This window comes from Streptomyces sp. R44, from assembly GCF_041053105.1.
Classification (GTDB): domain Bacteria; phylum Actinomycetota; class Actinomycetes; order Streptomycetales; family Streptomycetaceae; genus Streptomyces.
The window spans coordinates 8277827-8292875 of record NZ_CP163444.1; the positions used below are offsets into that span (position 1 = coordinate 8277827).

Annotated in this window: 15 protein-coding genes; 6 read left to right on the forward strand and 9 right to left on the reverse strand. The window is 73.2% G+C overall.

What is annotated here, in order from left to right; translation table 11 throughout:
* Positions 1-3 precede the first annotated feature (3 nt).
* Positions 4-2394: a glycoside hydrolase family 65 protein gene (locus AB5J54_RS38260; RefSeq protein WP_369148560.1), complete on the forward strand. Its 2391-nt coding sequence runs from the start codon at positions 4-6 to the stop codon at positions 2392-2394.
* Positions 2395-2421: 27 nt separating this feature from the next.
* On the opposite strand, the gene AB5J54_RS38265 is transcribed toward AB5J54_RS38260, so the two are convergent.
* Positions 2422-2556, reverse strand: coding sequence for a hypothetical protein (locus tag AB5J54_RS38265; protein ID WP_369148561.1), 135 nt, complete (start codon positions 2554-2556; stop codon positions 2422-2424).
* Positions 2557-2652: 96 nt separating this feature from the next.
* On the opposite strand from AB5J54_RS38265, the gene AB5J54_RS38270 reads away from it, so the two are divergent.
* Positions 2653-4386 carry a GAF domain-containing sensor histidine kinase gene (locus tag AB5J54_RS38270; protein ID WP_369148562.1) on the forward strand — a complete coding sequence of 578 codons (1734 nt, stop codon included), beginning with the start codon at positions 2653-2655 and terminating at the stop codon, positions 4384-4386.
* A 1-nt stretch (position 4387) separates the two neighbouring features.
* Here the strand turns inward: AB5J54_RS38270 and AB5J54_RS38275 are convergent, their stop codons facing one another.
* From AB5J54_RS38275 to AB5J54_RS38290, 4 genes are all read right to left on the reverse strand, one after another.
* The gene (locus AB5J54_RS38275) at positions 4388-5074 is read right to left on the reverse strand and encodes a response regulator (RefSeq protein WP_369148563.1); all 687 of its coding nucleotides are present in this window, start codon (positions 5072-5074) and stop codon (positions 4388-4390) included.
* Positions 5075-5137: 63 nt separating this feature from the next.
* The gene (locus AB5J54_RS38280) at positions 5138-5764 is read right to left on the reverse strand and encodes a CBS domain-containing protein (RefSeq protein ID WP_369148564.1); all 627 of its coding nucleotides are present in this window, start codon (positions 5762-5764) and stop codon (positions 5138-5140) included.
* A gap of 170 nt (positions 5765-5934) precedes the next feature.
* Positions 5935-6480, reverse strand: a complete 546-nt coding sequence (locus tag AB5J54_RS38285) for a flavodoxin family protein (protein ID WP_369148566.1) — start codon at positions 6478-6480, stop codon at positions 5935-5937.
* Between the two features lie 14 nt (positions 6481-6494).
* Positions 6495-8072, reverse strand: a complete 1578-nt coding sequence (locus tag AB5J54_RS38290; RefSeq protein ID WP_369148568.1) for a glycosyltransferase 87 family protein — start codon at positions 8070-8072, stop codon at positions 6495-6497.
* Between the two features lie 125 nt (positions 8073-8197).
* On the opposite strand from AB5J54_RS38290, the gene AB5J54_RS38295 reads away from it, so the two are divergent.
* Together AB5J54_RS38295 and AB5J54_RS38300 are read left to right on the forward strand one after the other, a co-directional pair.
* The gene (locus tag AB5J54_RS38295) at positions 8198-9376 is read left to right on the forward strand and encodes a molybdopterin-dependent oxidoreductase (protein ID WP_369148569.1); all 1179 of its coding nucleotides are present in this window, start codon (positions 8198-8200) and stop codon (positions 9374-9376) included.
* A gap of 11 nt (positions 9377-9387) precedes the next feature.
* Positions 9388-9792, forward strand: a complete 405-nt coding sequence (locus AB5J54_RS38300; RefSeq protein WP_369148570.1) for a hypothetical protein — start codon at positions 9388-9390, stop codon at positions 9790-9792.
* Here AB5J54_RS38300 and AB5J54_RS38305 read toward each other — a convergent pair.
* From AB5J54_RS38305 to AB5J54_RS38315, 3 genes are read right to left on the reverse strand one after another with little or no spacing between them, the layout of a single operon-like run.
* Entirely contained in the window at positions 9768-10430 is a 663-nt protein-coding gene (locus AB5J54_RS38305) for a class I SAM-dependent methyltransferase (protein WP_369148571.1), read from the reverse strand. The genes AB5J54_RS38300 and AB5J54_RS38305 overlap by 25 nt on opposite strands.
* Positions 10427-11059, reverse strand: coding sequence for a DUF2064 domain-containing protein (locus AB5J54_RS38310; RefSeq protein ID WP_369148572.1), 633 nt, complete (start codon positions 11057-11059; stop codon positions 10427-10429). The genes AB5J54_RS38305 and AB5J54_RS38310 overlap by 4 nt, the downstream gene beginning before the upstream one ends.
* Complete coding sequence (locus AB5J54_RS38315; RefSeq protein WP_369148573.1) at positions 11056-11733, reverse strand: glycosyltransferase family 2 protein; 678 nt, start codon at positions 11731-11733, stop codon at positions 11056-11058. Before AB5J54_RS38315 ends, AB5J54_RS38310 begins: the two co-directional genes overlap by 4 nt.
* Positions 11734-11868: 135 nt before the next feature.
* Between AB5J54_RS38315 and AB5J54_RS38320 the strand changes: the two genes are divergently transcribed.
* On the forward strand, positions 11869-12600 hold the full coding sequence (locus tag AB5J54_RS38320) for a response regulator transcription factor (RefSeq protein WP_369148574.1): 732 nt from the start codon (positions 11869-11871) through the stop codon (positions 12598-12600).
* Entirely contained in the window at positions 12597-13709 is a 1113-nt protein-coding gene (locus tag AB5J54_RS38325) for a sensor histidine kinase (protein WP_369148575.1), read from the forward strand. The genes AB5J54_RS38320 and AB5J54_RS38325 overlap by 4 nt, the downstream gene beginning before the upstream one ends.
* A 118-nt stretch (positions 13710-13827) precedes the next feature.
* Here AB5J54_RS38325 and AB5J54_RS38330 read toward each other — a convergent pair whose 3' ends face one another.
* Positions 13828-14892, reverse strand: a complete 1065-nt coding sequence (locus AB5J54_RS38330; protein WP_369148577.1) for an NAD-dependent epimerase/dehydratase family protein — start codon at positions 14890-14892, stop codon at positions 13828-13830.
* Positions 14893-15049: the final 157 nt, after the last annotated feature.

Here is a 15049-nt window from a genome sequence, read left to right on the forward strand (position 1 = left end):
CGGATGACGAGCGGCTGGACGTGGAGTTACGACCGGTACGAGCCGGAGCGCGAGCGGCTGGTGGAAGCGCTCTGCACCCTGGGCAACGGCCGGTTCGCCACCCGGGGCTCCGCTCCCGAGTGCACGGCCGGGACCACGCACTACCCGGGCACCTATCTGGCCGGCTGCTACGACCGGCTCACCTCGGTCGTCGCAGGCGAGCGGGTCGAGAACGAGGACCTCGTCAACCTTCCGAACTGGACGCTTCTGCGATATCGCTGCCGGCCGGACGACGGCCCCGCCGGTGACTGGCTGACGCCCGACTCCGGGGAGCTGCGCCACTCCGACGTGCGTCTGGATCTGCGCGCGGGAGTCCTCACCCGGCGCCTGTTCTTCGAGGACGCCCGCGGGCGGGGTCTGCGCGTCAGCCACCTCCGCATCGTGCACATGGGAGACGCCGGCCTCGCGGCCCAGTGCACGCTGTTCCGCGCCTACGGCTGGAGCGGTTCCGTCGAGGTGCAGTCCGTCCTCGACGGAGCCGTCACCAACGCCGGAGTGGAGCGCTACAGGCACCTCGACGGGTGTCATCTCACGGACCACCGGACGGGATTCGAGTCCGGCGGTGTCGCCTGGGTCTCCTGCCGCACCGTCGACCCGGGCATCGGGATCACCATGGCCGTGCGCACGGTCACCCGCCCCGCGCGGTCCGCGCGGGAGGCGGCGACCGGTACCGGCACCGTGCAGACCTTCCACCTGCCGATCGTTCCCCGCCGCTCTGCGATGGTCGTGAAGACTCTTGCGCTGCACACCTCGATGGACTGGCCCGCCGTCGACCCGCTCTCCGCAGCCGTCGACGTGATCGCTCGTGCCCCGGCCTTTCCCAGGCTGTTGTCCGCCCACAGGGCGGCCTGGCAGCGCGTCTGGGAGCAGGCGGAGTTGCATGCGCCCGGCGAGGCGGGCCGCATCCTGCGGCTGCACGTGTTCCACCTGCTGCAGACGCTCTCCCCGCACACGGCGGAACTCGACGTGGGCGTTCCCGCGCGCGGACTGCACGGTGAGGCGTACCGGGGGCACGTCTTCTGGGACGAGCTCTTCGTCCTGCCCTACCTCGACCTGCACTTCCCCGAGGTGGCCCGGGCGCTGCTCATGTACCGGCACCGCCGACTGCCGGCAGCGCGCGAGGCCGCCCGCCTCGCCGGCCGACAGGGGGCCATGTATCCGTGGCAGAGCGCGAGTTCAGGGCGGGAGGAGACGCAGGTGCTGCATCTCAACCCGCGCTCGGGGCGCTGGTTGGCCGACCACTCCCGGCTGCAGCGCCATGTGGGCTCCGCCGTCGCGTTCAACGTCTGGCGGTACGCGCAGGCCACCGGCGACCGCGGATTCCTCCACTCCGCCGGTGCGGAGACCCTCCTGGAGGTCGCCCGCTTCTGGGCCGGGGCCGCCGCCCTCGATCCGGCGCTGGGCCGCTACCGGATCCGAGGGGTCGTGGGACCCGACGAGTACCACGACGCCTATCCCGAGGCGACGCTCCCGGGCATCGACGACAACGCCTACACCAACGCGACCGCCGCCTGGGTGCTCGCGCGCGGCCTCGACCTGCTCGGCGAACTGCCCGAGGCCCGCCGCTCGGAACTCTCGGAGCAACTGTCCCTGGACGCCGCCGAACTCGACCGCTGGGAGGACGTCTCCTGTCGCCTCCACGTGCCCTTCCACCAGGGTGTGGTGAGCCAGTTCGAGGGCTACGGCGACCTGGCGGAGCTCGACTGGGAGGCGTACCGGACCCGGTACGGCGACATCCGCAGACTCGACCGAATCCTGGAGGCCGAGGGCGACACGGTCAACCGCTACCAGGCGTCGAAGCAGGCCGACACCCTCATGCTCGGCTACCTCTTCCGGCCCGATGAGCTGCACGGTCTGTTCGGACGGCTCGGCTACGCGCTGGACGACGGGGTGTGGCGTGCGACCGTCGCGTACTACCTGAGCCGCACCAGCCACGGATCGACCCTCAGCAGTCTCGTCCACGGGTGGGTGCTGGCCCGGCTGATGGGCGCCGACGCCTGGCGGTACTGCGAGGAGGCCCTGCTCGCCGACGTGGCCGACGTCCAGGGCGGCACGACCGGGGAGGGCGTCCATCTCGGCGCGATGGCGGGCACGATCGACCTCGTCGAACGCGGGATCACCGGTCTGGAAACGGGACCCGAAGGGCTTCGGGTGGCGCCGGTGCCGCTTGCCGAGATCCCACGGTTCACGTTCACCCTGTGCGTCGGCCGTCATCGAGGCGTGCGCCTGAGGATTCTTCCCGGGCGGCTGGCCATCCGCGTTCCCGGCTCGCCCGCGGGCCCGCTCGCCGTCGTTCTCCCCGGCGACCGAAGGGTCACCGTCGCACCCGGACAGGAGCGGTGGTTCCGTCTGTGAGAAGTGACTCCGCCCCTGAGAAGCGGTTCAGCCGAAGCGGAGCACCTCGGAGACGGCCGGCGAGCGTCGCCACGCCTCGTGGCGCTCGGCCGCACCGGAGTCGCCACGGGTGACGAACCGGCTTCCCCGGGCGCCGCGCGACTCGTCCGCACCGCCTTTCATGGGACGAATCCGGCTGGAGAGTCGGGGGCACCGGAACTACCGTGAGTACGTGCCCGTCAGGCGAGAACCGCGCGCTCGGCGTGCCCGGAGGTGGTGATGGAGCACGAGGGGCCGGTGCCGGCGGACCGCAGGCTTCCGCGGCTGCGACTCGACGAGCTGCTCGACGAGCTCCAGGTGCGCATCGACGAGGTGCGGGGGACCAGGGACCGGCTCAACGGGCTCCTCGAAGCCGTCATGTCCGTGGGCAGGGAACTCGACCTGCCCCAGGTGCTCAGGGGCATCGTGGAGGCGGCCGTCACGCTCGTGGACGCCGAGTACGGCGCTCTGGGCGTCATCGGGGACGACAGGAGACTCTCGGAGTTCCTCCCCGTCGGCATCGGCGACGACCTGCGGGCGCGGATCGGCGACCTGCCGTCCGGGCACGGGCTGCTCGGCGAGCTGATCCGCAACCCCAAGCCGCTGCGGCTCTCCGAGCTGTCCCAGCACCCCGCCTCGTACGGCTTCCCCCCGCACCACCCGCCGATGCACACCTTCCTCGGCGTGCCCATCCGGGTCCGCGACGAGGTCTTCGGCAACCTCTACCTCACCGAGAAGCGTGGAGGCGCCGCATTCGACGCCGAGGACGAGGCGGTCGTGACGACCCTGGCCGTCGCGGCCGGCATCGCCATCGAGAACGCCCGCCTCTACGAGGAGGGCCGCCTCCGGCAGCGGTGGCTCGCCGCGAGCTCCGACCTGACCAGCGCCCTCCTGTCCGGTACGGAGGAGACCGAGGTGCTCGACGGAATGCTGGAGCGGGCCGTGGACATCGCGGCCGCCGACATGGGGGTGTTCTACCTGGTCGGCGCCGGCGGTGAGCTGCGGGGCTCGCTCGCCCGCGGTGACGGGGCCGAAGCCCACAGGGGCGTCGTCCTGCCGACCAGCGAAGGAACCCTGGCCGAGGTCGCCCTCGCCCAGGAGGGCCTGGTCACGGTCGCCGACGTCGAGAACGAGCCCCGCATCAGGGTGCAGCCCGAACGGTGGCAGGGATTCGGGCCGGCGGTGGCCGTCCCGGTCGGCACCAAGGAGCGACTCAGCGGAGTGCTGATCCTGGCGCGCCGCCGCAGGCGGCTCCCCTTCACGGCCGCCGAGGTCACCGCTCTGCCCGGCTTCGCGGGACAGGCCGCCCTCGCACTCGAACTGGCCGACCGGCGCCGGGACGCCGAACAGGTGAGCCTGCTGGAGGACCGCGACCGGATCGCCCGTGACCTGCACGACCTCGCGATCCAGCGCCTGTTCGCGACCGGCATGACGCTGCAGAGCGCCCGGCGGTTCGTCGAGCACCCCGAGGCCGTGGACCGGCTGACCCGGGCGATCGACGACCTGGACGCCACCATCAAGATCATCCGGTCGACCATCTTCGGGCTCCGGGAACACGACACCTCGGGCACCGCCCCGAAGCTGAGGAACCGCGTGGTCAAGGCGGTGGACGAGGCCGCGGCCATGCTCGGATTCGCGCCGGCGCTCCGCATGGAGGGCCTCCTCGACACCGACGTGCCGGCCGAGGCGGCCGAAGAGGTGCTCGCGGTCATCGGTGAGGCGCTCACCAACGTCGCCCGGCACGCCCGGGCCCGCCGGGCGGAGGTGTCGGTCGTCGCCGGGGACGGCGTTCTGGAGGTGACGGTACGCGACGACGGCATCGGCATTCCGCCGGACGGGTCCCGGAGCGGACTGCGGAACCTTCTCGCCAGGGCCGAGCTGCTGGGCGGCACCCTGTCGGTCCGCGCACGCGTGGAGCCCGGCGACGGCACGGTACTCGAGTGGCGGATCCCGCTGCCGACCGAGCGGGACTGAGCTACGTCTTCTCGGCGTCGTGTTCGTGGGCCTGCGCGGCGATGACGGCGGCCTGCACGCGGCGCTCCACGCCGAGCTTGCCGAGCAGCCGGGAGATGTGGTTCTTGACGGTCTTCTCGGACAGGTAGAGCCGCGCGGCGATCTGCCGGTTGGTGAGACCCTCGCCGATCAGTTCGAGCACGGAACGCTCCCGTTCGGACAGCAGGGCGATCCGTTCGTCCTCCGGAGGCTTCACCGCCTCCGGGTCACGCAGCGAGTGCATCAGCCGCGCTGTGGTGGCCGGGTCCAGCATCGACTGCCCGGTGGCGACGGTCCGCACGGCCGACACGAGGTCCGAGCCCTTGATCTGCTTGAGGACGTACCCGGCGGCACCGGCCATGATCGCGTCGAGGAGAGCGTCCTCGTCGTCGAACGACGTCAGCATCAGGCACGCCAGCTCGGGCATCCGGGACCGCAGCTCCCGGCACACGGAGATGCCGTCGCCGTCCGGCAGACGGACGTCGAGCACCGCCACGTCCGGCCGCAGGGCGGGCCCCCTGGCCAGCGCCTGCTCCGCCGTCGCGGCCTCGCCGACCACCTCCATGTCGGGCTCGTCGTCGATCAGGTCGCGAAGGCCCCGGCGGACGACCTCGTGATCATCGACGAGGAACACCCGGGTGAGTGCGGTGGCTGTCGGCAGATCGGTCATGGCGACCCCTGTGGTCGGTCGGGTGGTGCCCGCCCCCACAAGGATTGTCCGTCACGGAGCCCCTCAAGGGGCACCGAGATCCATCCGGACGTCGACGACGCCCTCCACAGCACGCACGGCACGGGCGACCAGCGGCACCATCGACCGGTCGGAGAGCGACCCACGGATCGTGGCCACACCCTCCTCGACCGCTACGTCGAGCTCCGCGGGCGCGGTCGGCTCGCTGAGCACGGAGCGGCGGATGTCCTCCTCGATCTCGGCGTCCGTACGGAGGAACACCTTCAGGAGATCACTCCGGCTGACGACACCCTCCAGCATGCCGACGCCATTGACCACGGGCAGGCGCTTCACCCTCCTCGTCGCCATGATCCGTGCCGCCTCGGCGAGCGTCGCGTCAGGATGGACGGTCACGGCCGGGCTGGACATGAGCTCCCCGGCCCGGACGGCTCCGGCCTTGGACGCCGCGGCGAACTCGTCCGGGCGGGGGTCGTCCGTGCGGAACTCCTCCTTGGCCAGCAGATCGGCCTCCGACACGACCCCGATCACCCGTCCCTCCCCCTCCAGAACGGGCAAGGCACTCACCTTCCACTGATCCATGAGCGCGACGATCTCCTTGTACGGCGCGTCACGCCCGACGGCGATGGCGGTGTGGGTCATGACGTCGCTGACGGTGTAGCGCGAGGCGGTCATCACGTTCTCCCGGAGGGGTGAAGATGCGCATCGGTGTCCACTCCAGTCTGGCCGCGGTGCGAGTGGGAGAGGAGGGCCGGATGGCCCCCACGAGGCCCTGTGCGGCCGTGCGAGGGTGCCAGCCCCGCCTCCGGCGGCGCGCTACGTGCGGCACAGTCCTCTTGGGTCAGTCACACGACCTGGAGGGCCGCGCCCCACGCCCTCGCGCGATCCCGTTCGCCGGCGCGCAGCGGCCCGTCCGTGTCCTCGATGATGAATCCCTCCGGTTCCGCGACGAGTTCATAGCCGTGGCCGCGGAGCCGACGGGCGATGCCACTGGCGGCGGCGCCCGCCAGGCGCATGTCCGCCCGGGTGTCGAAGGCCGCGGCGGCGTGGGTGCCGGTGTGGGCCTTCGGGAGCGTGTCGTGGAACCAGTCGCGAACGCCAGGGCCCTCGGCGCCCGCCTCGGCGGTGAAGGGACGCTCCTTCTTCTCGGCCTCCTGCCTCTCGGCCTTCAGCCCCATCTTCCGGCTCATCCCGGTGGTCATGCCTCGCATTTGGGTCGGCCCGCCGACGACCAGCAGGTCGGTGGGGCCGATGCGCTCCGGCAGCGCGTCGGCCACTGCCACGCACTCGACCTCGGCGTCCGGGTGCGTCGCCTTCACACCCTCTCCGATCGCGTCGGCGATCTCGCGCGTGTTGCCGAACAGGCTCTCGTACACGATCACAGCACGCATGACGACTCATCTCCTCAGGCTTCCTTCTCGGGTCTCCGCCGCCGCTTCGATCGCCCGCAGCGCTCCGCGCAGCACGATCCCCACGCCCGGGGAGACCGGCGTCCAGGAGCGGCCGCACCTGCCGGCTCGATCAACGGGCGGACGGCGTACTCGGTCCGGCACGCCACGTGCCCACATGTGGACCTCCGGGACCCGACACCACCAGTCTGATCCACAGGACAGGCATCCCGCTTGGGTCGAATGGTCCCCAGTCGCATCGCGTGGCGGCCTCTCCGGCGCGCCCACCACCCCGCGGCCACCAGCAGCGCCGCCGCTCCGTACGCCCCGGTCACCCACTCGACGCCGATGACCGGTCCCGCCGGATAGGCGACGGCGCCGGCGAGGGCGATGCCCAGCCACTCCCAACGGCCGTCCAGCGCGACGAGGGCGACGAGCAGGAGTGCGTACCAGGAGTAGCCGGGGGTCAGCAGGAGGAAGGCCGAGCCGGTGGTCAGCAGGGCGCCGCGCCAAGGGCGTTCGGGATCGCCGCGCCACCAGACCGCGAGAGCCACCGCCGTCATGACGAGCAGGACGGCGAGCGGCGCCCACGTGTCCGGCAGGACGAGGCGCAGCAGGGCGTACCGGCCGCCTGCCCCCGCGTCGTCGTACCCCTCCTCCTGCGCGTATCCGCCCAGGTAGCCGAGGACGGAGCCGTCGGAGAGCAGGACGTACGGGAGGTACACCACCCCCACGACCGCCACCGTCGGAACCACGACCGCCAGGAACGTCCGTGGTCGGCGGAGTCCGGACAGAACACCCGGGAGCAGGATGGCCGGCAGGAGTTTCGCGGCGATCGCGAGGCCGAGCAGGACGCCGCCGGTGACGCGTCGCCGGGCGACGACGGCGAGGGCGGCGACCGAGAACAGGACGGCGAGGACGTCGACATGGGCGTTGTCGACGGCCTCGACGGGGACGGCCGGGCACCAGGCCCACAGCGCGGCCTGACGAGGAGCGCCCCGCCGACGCAGGACGGCGACCAGCAGGCCGGTCACCGCGAGGGACAGGACTGCCGCGCCGGTCTGGAGCGCCTTGTGGTGGGTGCCGGCCGGCGCGAGGGCGTGGACCAGGAGGAACCAGCCCTCGGCGACGGGCGGGTAGATCGTGTGCACGGCCGGCCGGTTGATGCGGGTGCAGCCGCCGTCGGCCAGCGGCGCGAGGTCGCGGGCGTGCGCGCAGGCGGCCGGGTCGGGGAAGAGCCACGCGTCGCGCAGCCGGACCAGGGCCGGGTCGGCGGGGGCGTGGTCGTACGGGGAGATGCCGGCCGCCTGTACCCGGCCGTCCCACGCGTACCGGTACGAGTCCGTGCTCGTCCGCGGCGCCGCCACGAGCCCCGTGGTCGTGACCGCGACCGCTCCCGCGAGCACGAGCGGGACCACCGCGCGGGCGGGGACCCGGCGCAGGGCGACCACCGCTGTGGCGAACAGTGCCCAGCAGCCCGCGTAACCCGTCAGGAAGCCGACCCCCAGGGCGTTCCCGCGGAGCAGGACGACGAGGGCGGTGGCCAGGGCCGCGAGCAGGAGGACGGTGACGACGAGCGGACGGGCACGAGGCATGGGCGCAGCCTGGCAGCGCGTACGGCCGCCCGGCGGGCGACCCGTCGGGGCGTTCGGGTTTCGTAAGGTGTCGAACCCTCCGTACGGAGCCGAGCGGCGGTGTCATGGACGTCATGACCTCCCGCATGCCCAGACCGCGTCGGAGCGCCCTGCCCGCGCTGCGGCCGCCCGCCTTCACCGGCCGTCTGCCCGCCTTCACCGGCCGTCTCCACGACGCGCGTACGGCGACCGCCGTAGGCAGGTGGCTCGGTGTGGCCTTCGCCGTCTGTTTCGCGACCGGCCTCGTCAGCCACTACCTCCAGCACCCACCCGACTGGCTCGCCGACGATCTGCCCACCCGGCCGGTGTGGGGCTACCGGCTCACCCAGGGGCTGCACGTCGCCACCGGTCTCGCGGCGATCGTGCTGCTCCTGGTCAAGCTCTGGGCGGTGTACCCGCGGCTGTTCGTGTGGCCACCGGTCCGGTCCGCGCGGCACGCGCTGGAGCGGCTGTCCGTCGCGGTGCTGGTCGCCTCGGCCGTGTTCCAGGTGCTGACCGGGCTGCTCAACATCGTCGAGTGGTACCCCTGGCCCTTCTCCTTCGTGCCCGTGCACTTCGCCGTCGCCTGGGTCGTGACCGGGTCGATCCTGCTGCACATCGCCGTCAAGGCTCCCGAGATCAGGGCCCATTGGGGCAGGCGATCGGCAGGGACGCTTGCGTTGCCGGCCGAGGACGGCCCCGACCGTCGCTCGCTGCTGCTGGGCGCGGGCGCCGCCGTCGGCGTGGTGACGCTGACGACGGTGGGGCAGTCCTTCACGCCGCTGAAGGCGTTCGACCTGCTCGCCCCTCGGCACCCGGACCATGGTCCGCAGGGCCTGCCCGTCAACCGGACCGCCGCCGCGGCCGGCGTCTCGGCGCACGGTCTGGGGGCCTGGCGGTTGGAGGTCGCCGGTCCACATCCGTACACGCTGTCGCTCGACGCGTTGCGGGCCCTGCCCCAGACCCGGGTCCGGCTGCCGATCGCCTGCGTCGAGGGCTGGAGCGTGGCGGCGCACTGGGGAGGAGTGCGGGTACGGGACCTGGTGGAGCGGGCCGGTGCGTGGCCCGGCTCCGTCGCCGTACGGGTGACCTCACTGGAGGTGAGCGGTGCCTATCGGGTGATGGAGATGGGCGCCGACTACGCGGACGATCCGCTGACCCTCCTCGCCCTGACCCTCAACGGGCAGCCTCTCTCCCTCGATCACGGCTTTCCCGCGCGGATCATCGCCCCCGACCGGCCCGGGGTGCTGCAGACCAAGTGGGTGCACCGTCTGGAGGTGCTGTGAGGACGGCGAGCGTGTTGCGGTACGGGGTCGGCGGCCTGGGGCTCGTCCTGATCGGTGTCGGAGCGTGGCGTGTGGCCGACCAGCCGGACCCGCTGGGCGTACTGGTGTGGCTGGCCGGGGCGGTCGTCCTGCACGACGGGATCATCGCCCCGCTGGTCCTCGCCATCGGGCTGCTCGTCGTCGGACGCCCGGAGCGGGGTGTGCTGCGTGGCGCGCTGGTCGTGGCAGGGAGCCTGCTGCTGGTCACGCTGCCGCTGCTGGTCCGGCCGGGGGAGCCGCCGAACCCCTCCGCCCTGCCGCTGCCGTACGGACGCAACCTCGTGATCGTCCTCGCCGCGGTCGTCGTGGTGGCGGTGGCAGTGATCCTCGTACGACGGTGGCGGGGGCGTTCTCAGCGGAGCACGGACGACGACTGACGTGTGAGGGTCACGAAGTGACGGCCCCACAGGTCCCATCGTTCGGACACGGTCCAGCCGGTGGCGGCCGCGTGAGCGGACAGCGCGGGTATCCCGACGCGGGCCCAGGGGAACGGCGTGCCCCGCCCGCCCCGGCCGTCGTCCACCTGCACCTCGCAGCGTTCGTCGACGTCCAGGGGCACGCATTCCGCGATGACCCGGCCCGAGCCGGAGACGACCTGTCGCAGCCGGCGCAGCAGAGCCGTGGGGTCTCCGCCGATTCCGATGTTGCCGTCGATGAGCAGGGCCGTGTCCCAGCGTCCTTCCCCGGGCAGGGAATCGAAGACCGAGCGGCACAGGGCCGTCGCGCCGAGCCGAACCGCACGGGCGACGGCCTCCGGACTGACGTCGACCCCCAACGCGCGATGCCCTTCGGCAGCGAGGGCGGCGACGAGCCGCCCCGGTCCGCAGCCCACGTCGAGGACCGTACCGTGGCAGCGGTCCAGGACGGACCGGTCCGCGTGGTCGGGCGCCTCGCACCAGCGCTCGACCTCCAGGGGCAGGAGCCAGCCGTCGTCGCGGCGCAGGAACAGCGGGCCCCGACCCGTGCGCAGGGCGTCGCTGTACGGGTCGGCGCGCCAGGCCGTCGTCGTGGTCACGCGCCCGCTCCCGCCGCCGTCGTGGTCAGCGCGGAGTGCAGGGCGGCGAAGCGGGTGCCGGGCGTCTCGGCCGCCACGAGGCGCGCGTCCTCGGCGGTGTCCACGTCCCGCAGCACAGGCAGGGTCCCGATGCGCAGGCCGGCCGCACGCAGTCGTCCGTGCTGGAGGGCGCCGGTGTCGGGGCGCGACATCGGGACGCCGAGCAGGAGGGCGGGGTCGGGGGAGGCGAGGCCGAGGGCCCAGAAGCCGCCGTCGGCCGCAGGACCGAACCAGGCGTCGTACGTGTCCCAGCACAGGGCCGGGGCGAGCAGGGCGGGGGTGACCTGAGGAGTGTCCATGCCGATGAGCAGCGCCGGACCGTCGCAGGCGGCGAACGCGGCGGCGAGGCGTACGTCGAGCCCGCCCGTCACCTGCGAGAAGAGCCGGAATCCCGGTGGCAGCCAGCCGCCGGGCTGCCCGTCGAGCACGAGCACGTGCCGGTCGGCGGGGACCGCGAGAGCCGCGCCGAGCGTGTCGGCGAGGGCGGCTTCGGCCAAGGCGGCGGCCTCCTCGGGCGGGAACGGCGGAGTGAGGCGGGTCTTGACCCGGCCCGGCAGGGGCTGCTTGGCGATGACGAGGAGAGTGGTCACGGGCGCTCACCACCGGCCGGCGCCGGCTCGTCGAGCACGCGACGCATGTCGTGCACGGCCTGCCAGGTCCCCTTCCAGGTGCCGGTGACCTTGGAGCGGCCGGAGCGGGGGAGGTAGGGCACGTCCACCTCCCGTACCCGCCAGCCGGCGTCGGCGGCCCGGACGACCATCTGGAGCGGGTAGCCGCTGCGCCGGTCGGACAGGCCGAGGCCGAGGAGCGCCTCGCGCCGGGCGACCCGCAGGGGGCCCAGGTCGTGCAGCCGCAGTCCGGTGCGGCGGCGCAGCAGCCGGGACAGCGCGAGGTTCCCGGCCCGGGCGTGCGCCGGCCACGCGCCGCGCGCGGTGGGGCGGCGGCGGCCCAGGACGAGGTCGGAGGAGCCGTCGGCGACGGAACGCAGGAGGCCGGGCAGCAGGCCGGGGTCGAGGGAGGCGTCGCAGTCGCAGAAGCAGACGAACTCGGCCTCGGCGGCGAGCAGCCCGGAGTGACAGGCGGCGCCGAAGCCGCGTCTGGGCTCGTGCACGACAGTGGCGCCGAGGCCGGCCGCGAGCGCTCCGGAGCCGTCGCTGGAGCCGTTGTCGACGACGATCGCCCGCCACCCGGCGGGGATGCGGGCCAGCACCCAGGGAAGAGCCTCTGCCTCGTCGAGACAGGGAAGGACGACATCTGCGGTCATGGAGGTCACGGTTCTCACCGTAGGAATCCCCGGGCCGCTCAGGGCCGTGGAAGTCCTTACGAAACGCGGACGCCGTGCGACGTCCGCCCGGGTGGCCGTGGCCGCCGTACGGAATCGGATGCGAGGCTGTGCGGCATGAGCGAGCGCAGCACCCCGGGAAACGGGGGCCGGATCCTGGTGGTGGACGACGACCCGACGGTCGCCGAGGTCGTCACCGGCTACCTGGAACGGGCCGGCTTCTCCGTCGAGCACGCGGCCGACGGACTCGACGCCTTGCGCCGGGCCGGGGAGCGGTGGCCCGCCCTCGTCGTCCTCGACCTGATGCTGCCCGGCCTGGACGGCCTTGAGGTGTGCCGTCGGCTGCGCGCCGCCGGACCCGTTCCGGTGATCATGCTGACGGCGCGTGGCGACGAGGAGGAACGGATCACGGGCCTTGAGGTGGGCGCGGACGACTACGTCACGAAGCCGTTCAGCCCGCGCGAACTCGTCCTGCGCGTCGAATCCGTGCTGCGCCGCGGCCGGGCGGCGGCGCCGGCCGCGGCCCGGAGCGTACTGCGCGCCGGCGACCTGGCCGTCGACCCCGCGACCCGCAGGGCCAGCCGTGCCGGCGTGGAACTCGCCCTCACTCTGCGGGAGTTCGATCTCCTCGCGTACTTCATGGCGCGCCCCGGCACGGCGCACAGCCGGGACGATCTGATGCGACGGGTGTGGGGCTGGGACTTCGGTGACCTGTCCACCGTGACCGTGCACGTCCGCCGCCTGCGCGCCAAGATCGAGGACGACCCGGCCCGGCCGTCCCTGATCCAGACGGTCTGGGGCGTCGGCTACCGATTCGAGCCCGAGCCGACGGAGGAGACCACGGCATGAAGGACCTCCTGCTCATCGCCGCGTTCGCCCTCGGGGGAGCGGTGTGCGCCGGGCTGGCCGGGGCGGTCGTGCTCCGCCTCGTCCGCCACCGCTCGGTCGCGGTCTCCCTGGCCGTGGTCGCCGCCGTGACGGTGACGGCGATGCTCGCCGGAACGCTCGCCGTCGCCCAGGCGATGTTCCTGTCCTCGCACGACCTGTGGGTGGTGACCGTCGTGGTCGCCATGGCGGCCCTGGTGTCCCTCTGCACAGCCCTCGTCCTGGGCCGGTGGGTCGTGGCCCGCAGCCGAGCCCTCGCCCGCGCCGCCCGCGACTTCGGCGACGGAGGCACCTTCTCCGCGCCCGACGGAGCCGCCACCGCCGAACTCGCCGCCCTCACCCGCGAACTGGCCGCCACCAGCGCCAAACTCGACGCGTCCCGGCACCGTGAGCGTTCCCTGGAGGCGTCCCGCCGTGAGCTCGTCGCCTGGATCTCGCACGACCTGCGCACCCCGCTCGCCGGACTGCGGGCCATGGCGGAGGCCCTGGAGGACGGGGTGGTCGCCGACCCCGCCCGCTACCACCGCCAGATCCGTACCGAGGTCGAACGCCTCACCGCCATGGTCACCGACCTCTTCGAGCTCTCCCGCATCCACGCCGGAGCGCTGACCCTCAGCCCCAGCCGGATGTCCGTGTACGACCTCGTCGGTGACGCCCTGAGCGGCGCCGACCCGCTCGCCCGCAAGCGGGGGGTGCGGCTGCTGGGGGAGGAGGTCGCGGCCGTGCCCGTCACGGTGGACGGCAAGGAGATGACCCGCGTCCTCGCCAACCTCCTCGTCAACGCCATCCGCCACACGCCCGCCGACGGCACGGTCGCGGTGGCCGCCGCACACCGGGACGGCGCCGTCGTCCTTTCCGTCACCGACGGCTGCGGTGGCATCCCGGACGTGGATCTCGACCGCGTCTTCGACACCGGCTGGCGCGGCACCGAGGCCCGCACCCCGCCGGCCGGGGCAGGCCTCGGCCTCGCCATCGTGCGCGGCATCGTCGAGGCGCACGCGGGCCGCGCCGAGGTGCGCAACGTGCCGGGCGGCTGCCGCTTCGAGGTCACTCTGCCCGCGGCGGCCGGCTGACCGACGGGGTCCGACGACGGGGCCGGGCTGCCTGTCCGTCCCGCATCCGCCGACTGCCGAGGCGGGGTTGCCGGCCCGCCTTCTGTCTGCCGACTGCCGAGGCGGGGCAGCCCCGTTCCTATCCGCCGACGGCCGCCGAGGCCCGCTGCCCGGCCCGCGCGAACTCCGCCATCCCCTCGTCGAAACCGACCTCCGGGCGCCAGCCGAGCTCGCTCCGGATCCGCGACGAGTCCGCCGTGATGTGCCGTACGTCCCCGAGCCGGAACCCGCCCGTCACCACGGGCCGCGGACCGCCGTGGGCGAGCGCGAGCGCCGTCGCCATCTCGCCCACGGTGTGCGGATCCCCGCTGCCGGTGTTGTACGTGGTGAGGGCGCCGACCGGTAGGCCGCCGACGGCCTCCAATGCGATGACGTTGGCCGCCGCCACATCCCGTACGTGGACGAAGTCCCGGCGCTGACCGCCGTCCTCGAAGACGCGAGGGGCCTCGCCGCGGGCGAGGGCCGAGCGGAAGAGGGAGGCCACCCCGGCGTACGGGGTGTCGCGTGGCATCCCGGGCCCGTAGACGTTGTGGTAGCGCAGCGAGACCGCCGTTCCTTCGACAGCACGGGCCCATGCCGCCGTCAGGTGCTCCTGGGCGAGCTTCGTCGTGGCGTACACGTTGCGGGGATCGGCCGGCGCGTCCTCACCGACCAGGCCGGACGCGAGCTCGGAGCCACAGACGGGGCAACGGGGTTCGAAGCACCCTGCCTCCAGGTCCTCCGGGTGGCGGGGGCCCGGCCGGACGACTCCGTGCCGGGGGCACTCGTACCGCCCTTCCCCGTACACCACCATCGACCCGGCGAGGACGAGCCGCCGTACGCCGGTCTCCGCCATGGCTGCCAGCAGAGCGGCCGTGCCGAGATCGTTGCAGCTCACATAGGCAGGAGCATCGGCGAAGTCCTTGCCGAGCCCGACCATGGCGGCCTGGTGGCAGACCGCGTCGACGCCGCTCAGCGCAGCCCGGGTGCCGGCCGCGTCTCGGACGTCGGCGTGCAGGAACTCCACCTCAGGCGGATCCGGGGCGATGGGGTGCGCGCTGGGCAGCAGAGCGTCCAGTACGACCGGCTCGTGGCCGTTCCGGCGGAGCGAGGTGACGATGTGCGAGCCGATGAAGCCGGCTCCTCCTGTGACGAGTACGCGCATGGGCGCGACGCTACGGACCGCCGCGCGATTCCAGGAGCCGCCCACGCCGGGCCGTAAGCCTTTCGTCATCAGGCAGGACGAACTGGTCTTCGCCGACCGGCTGCCGGCCCCCCTGCGCGGCTTCGCCGTCCCTGACCGGACGGTGGTGCCGTTAGGG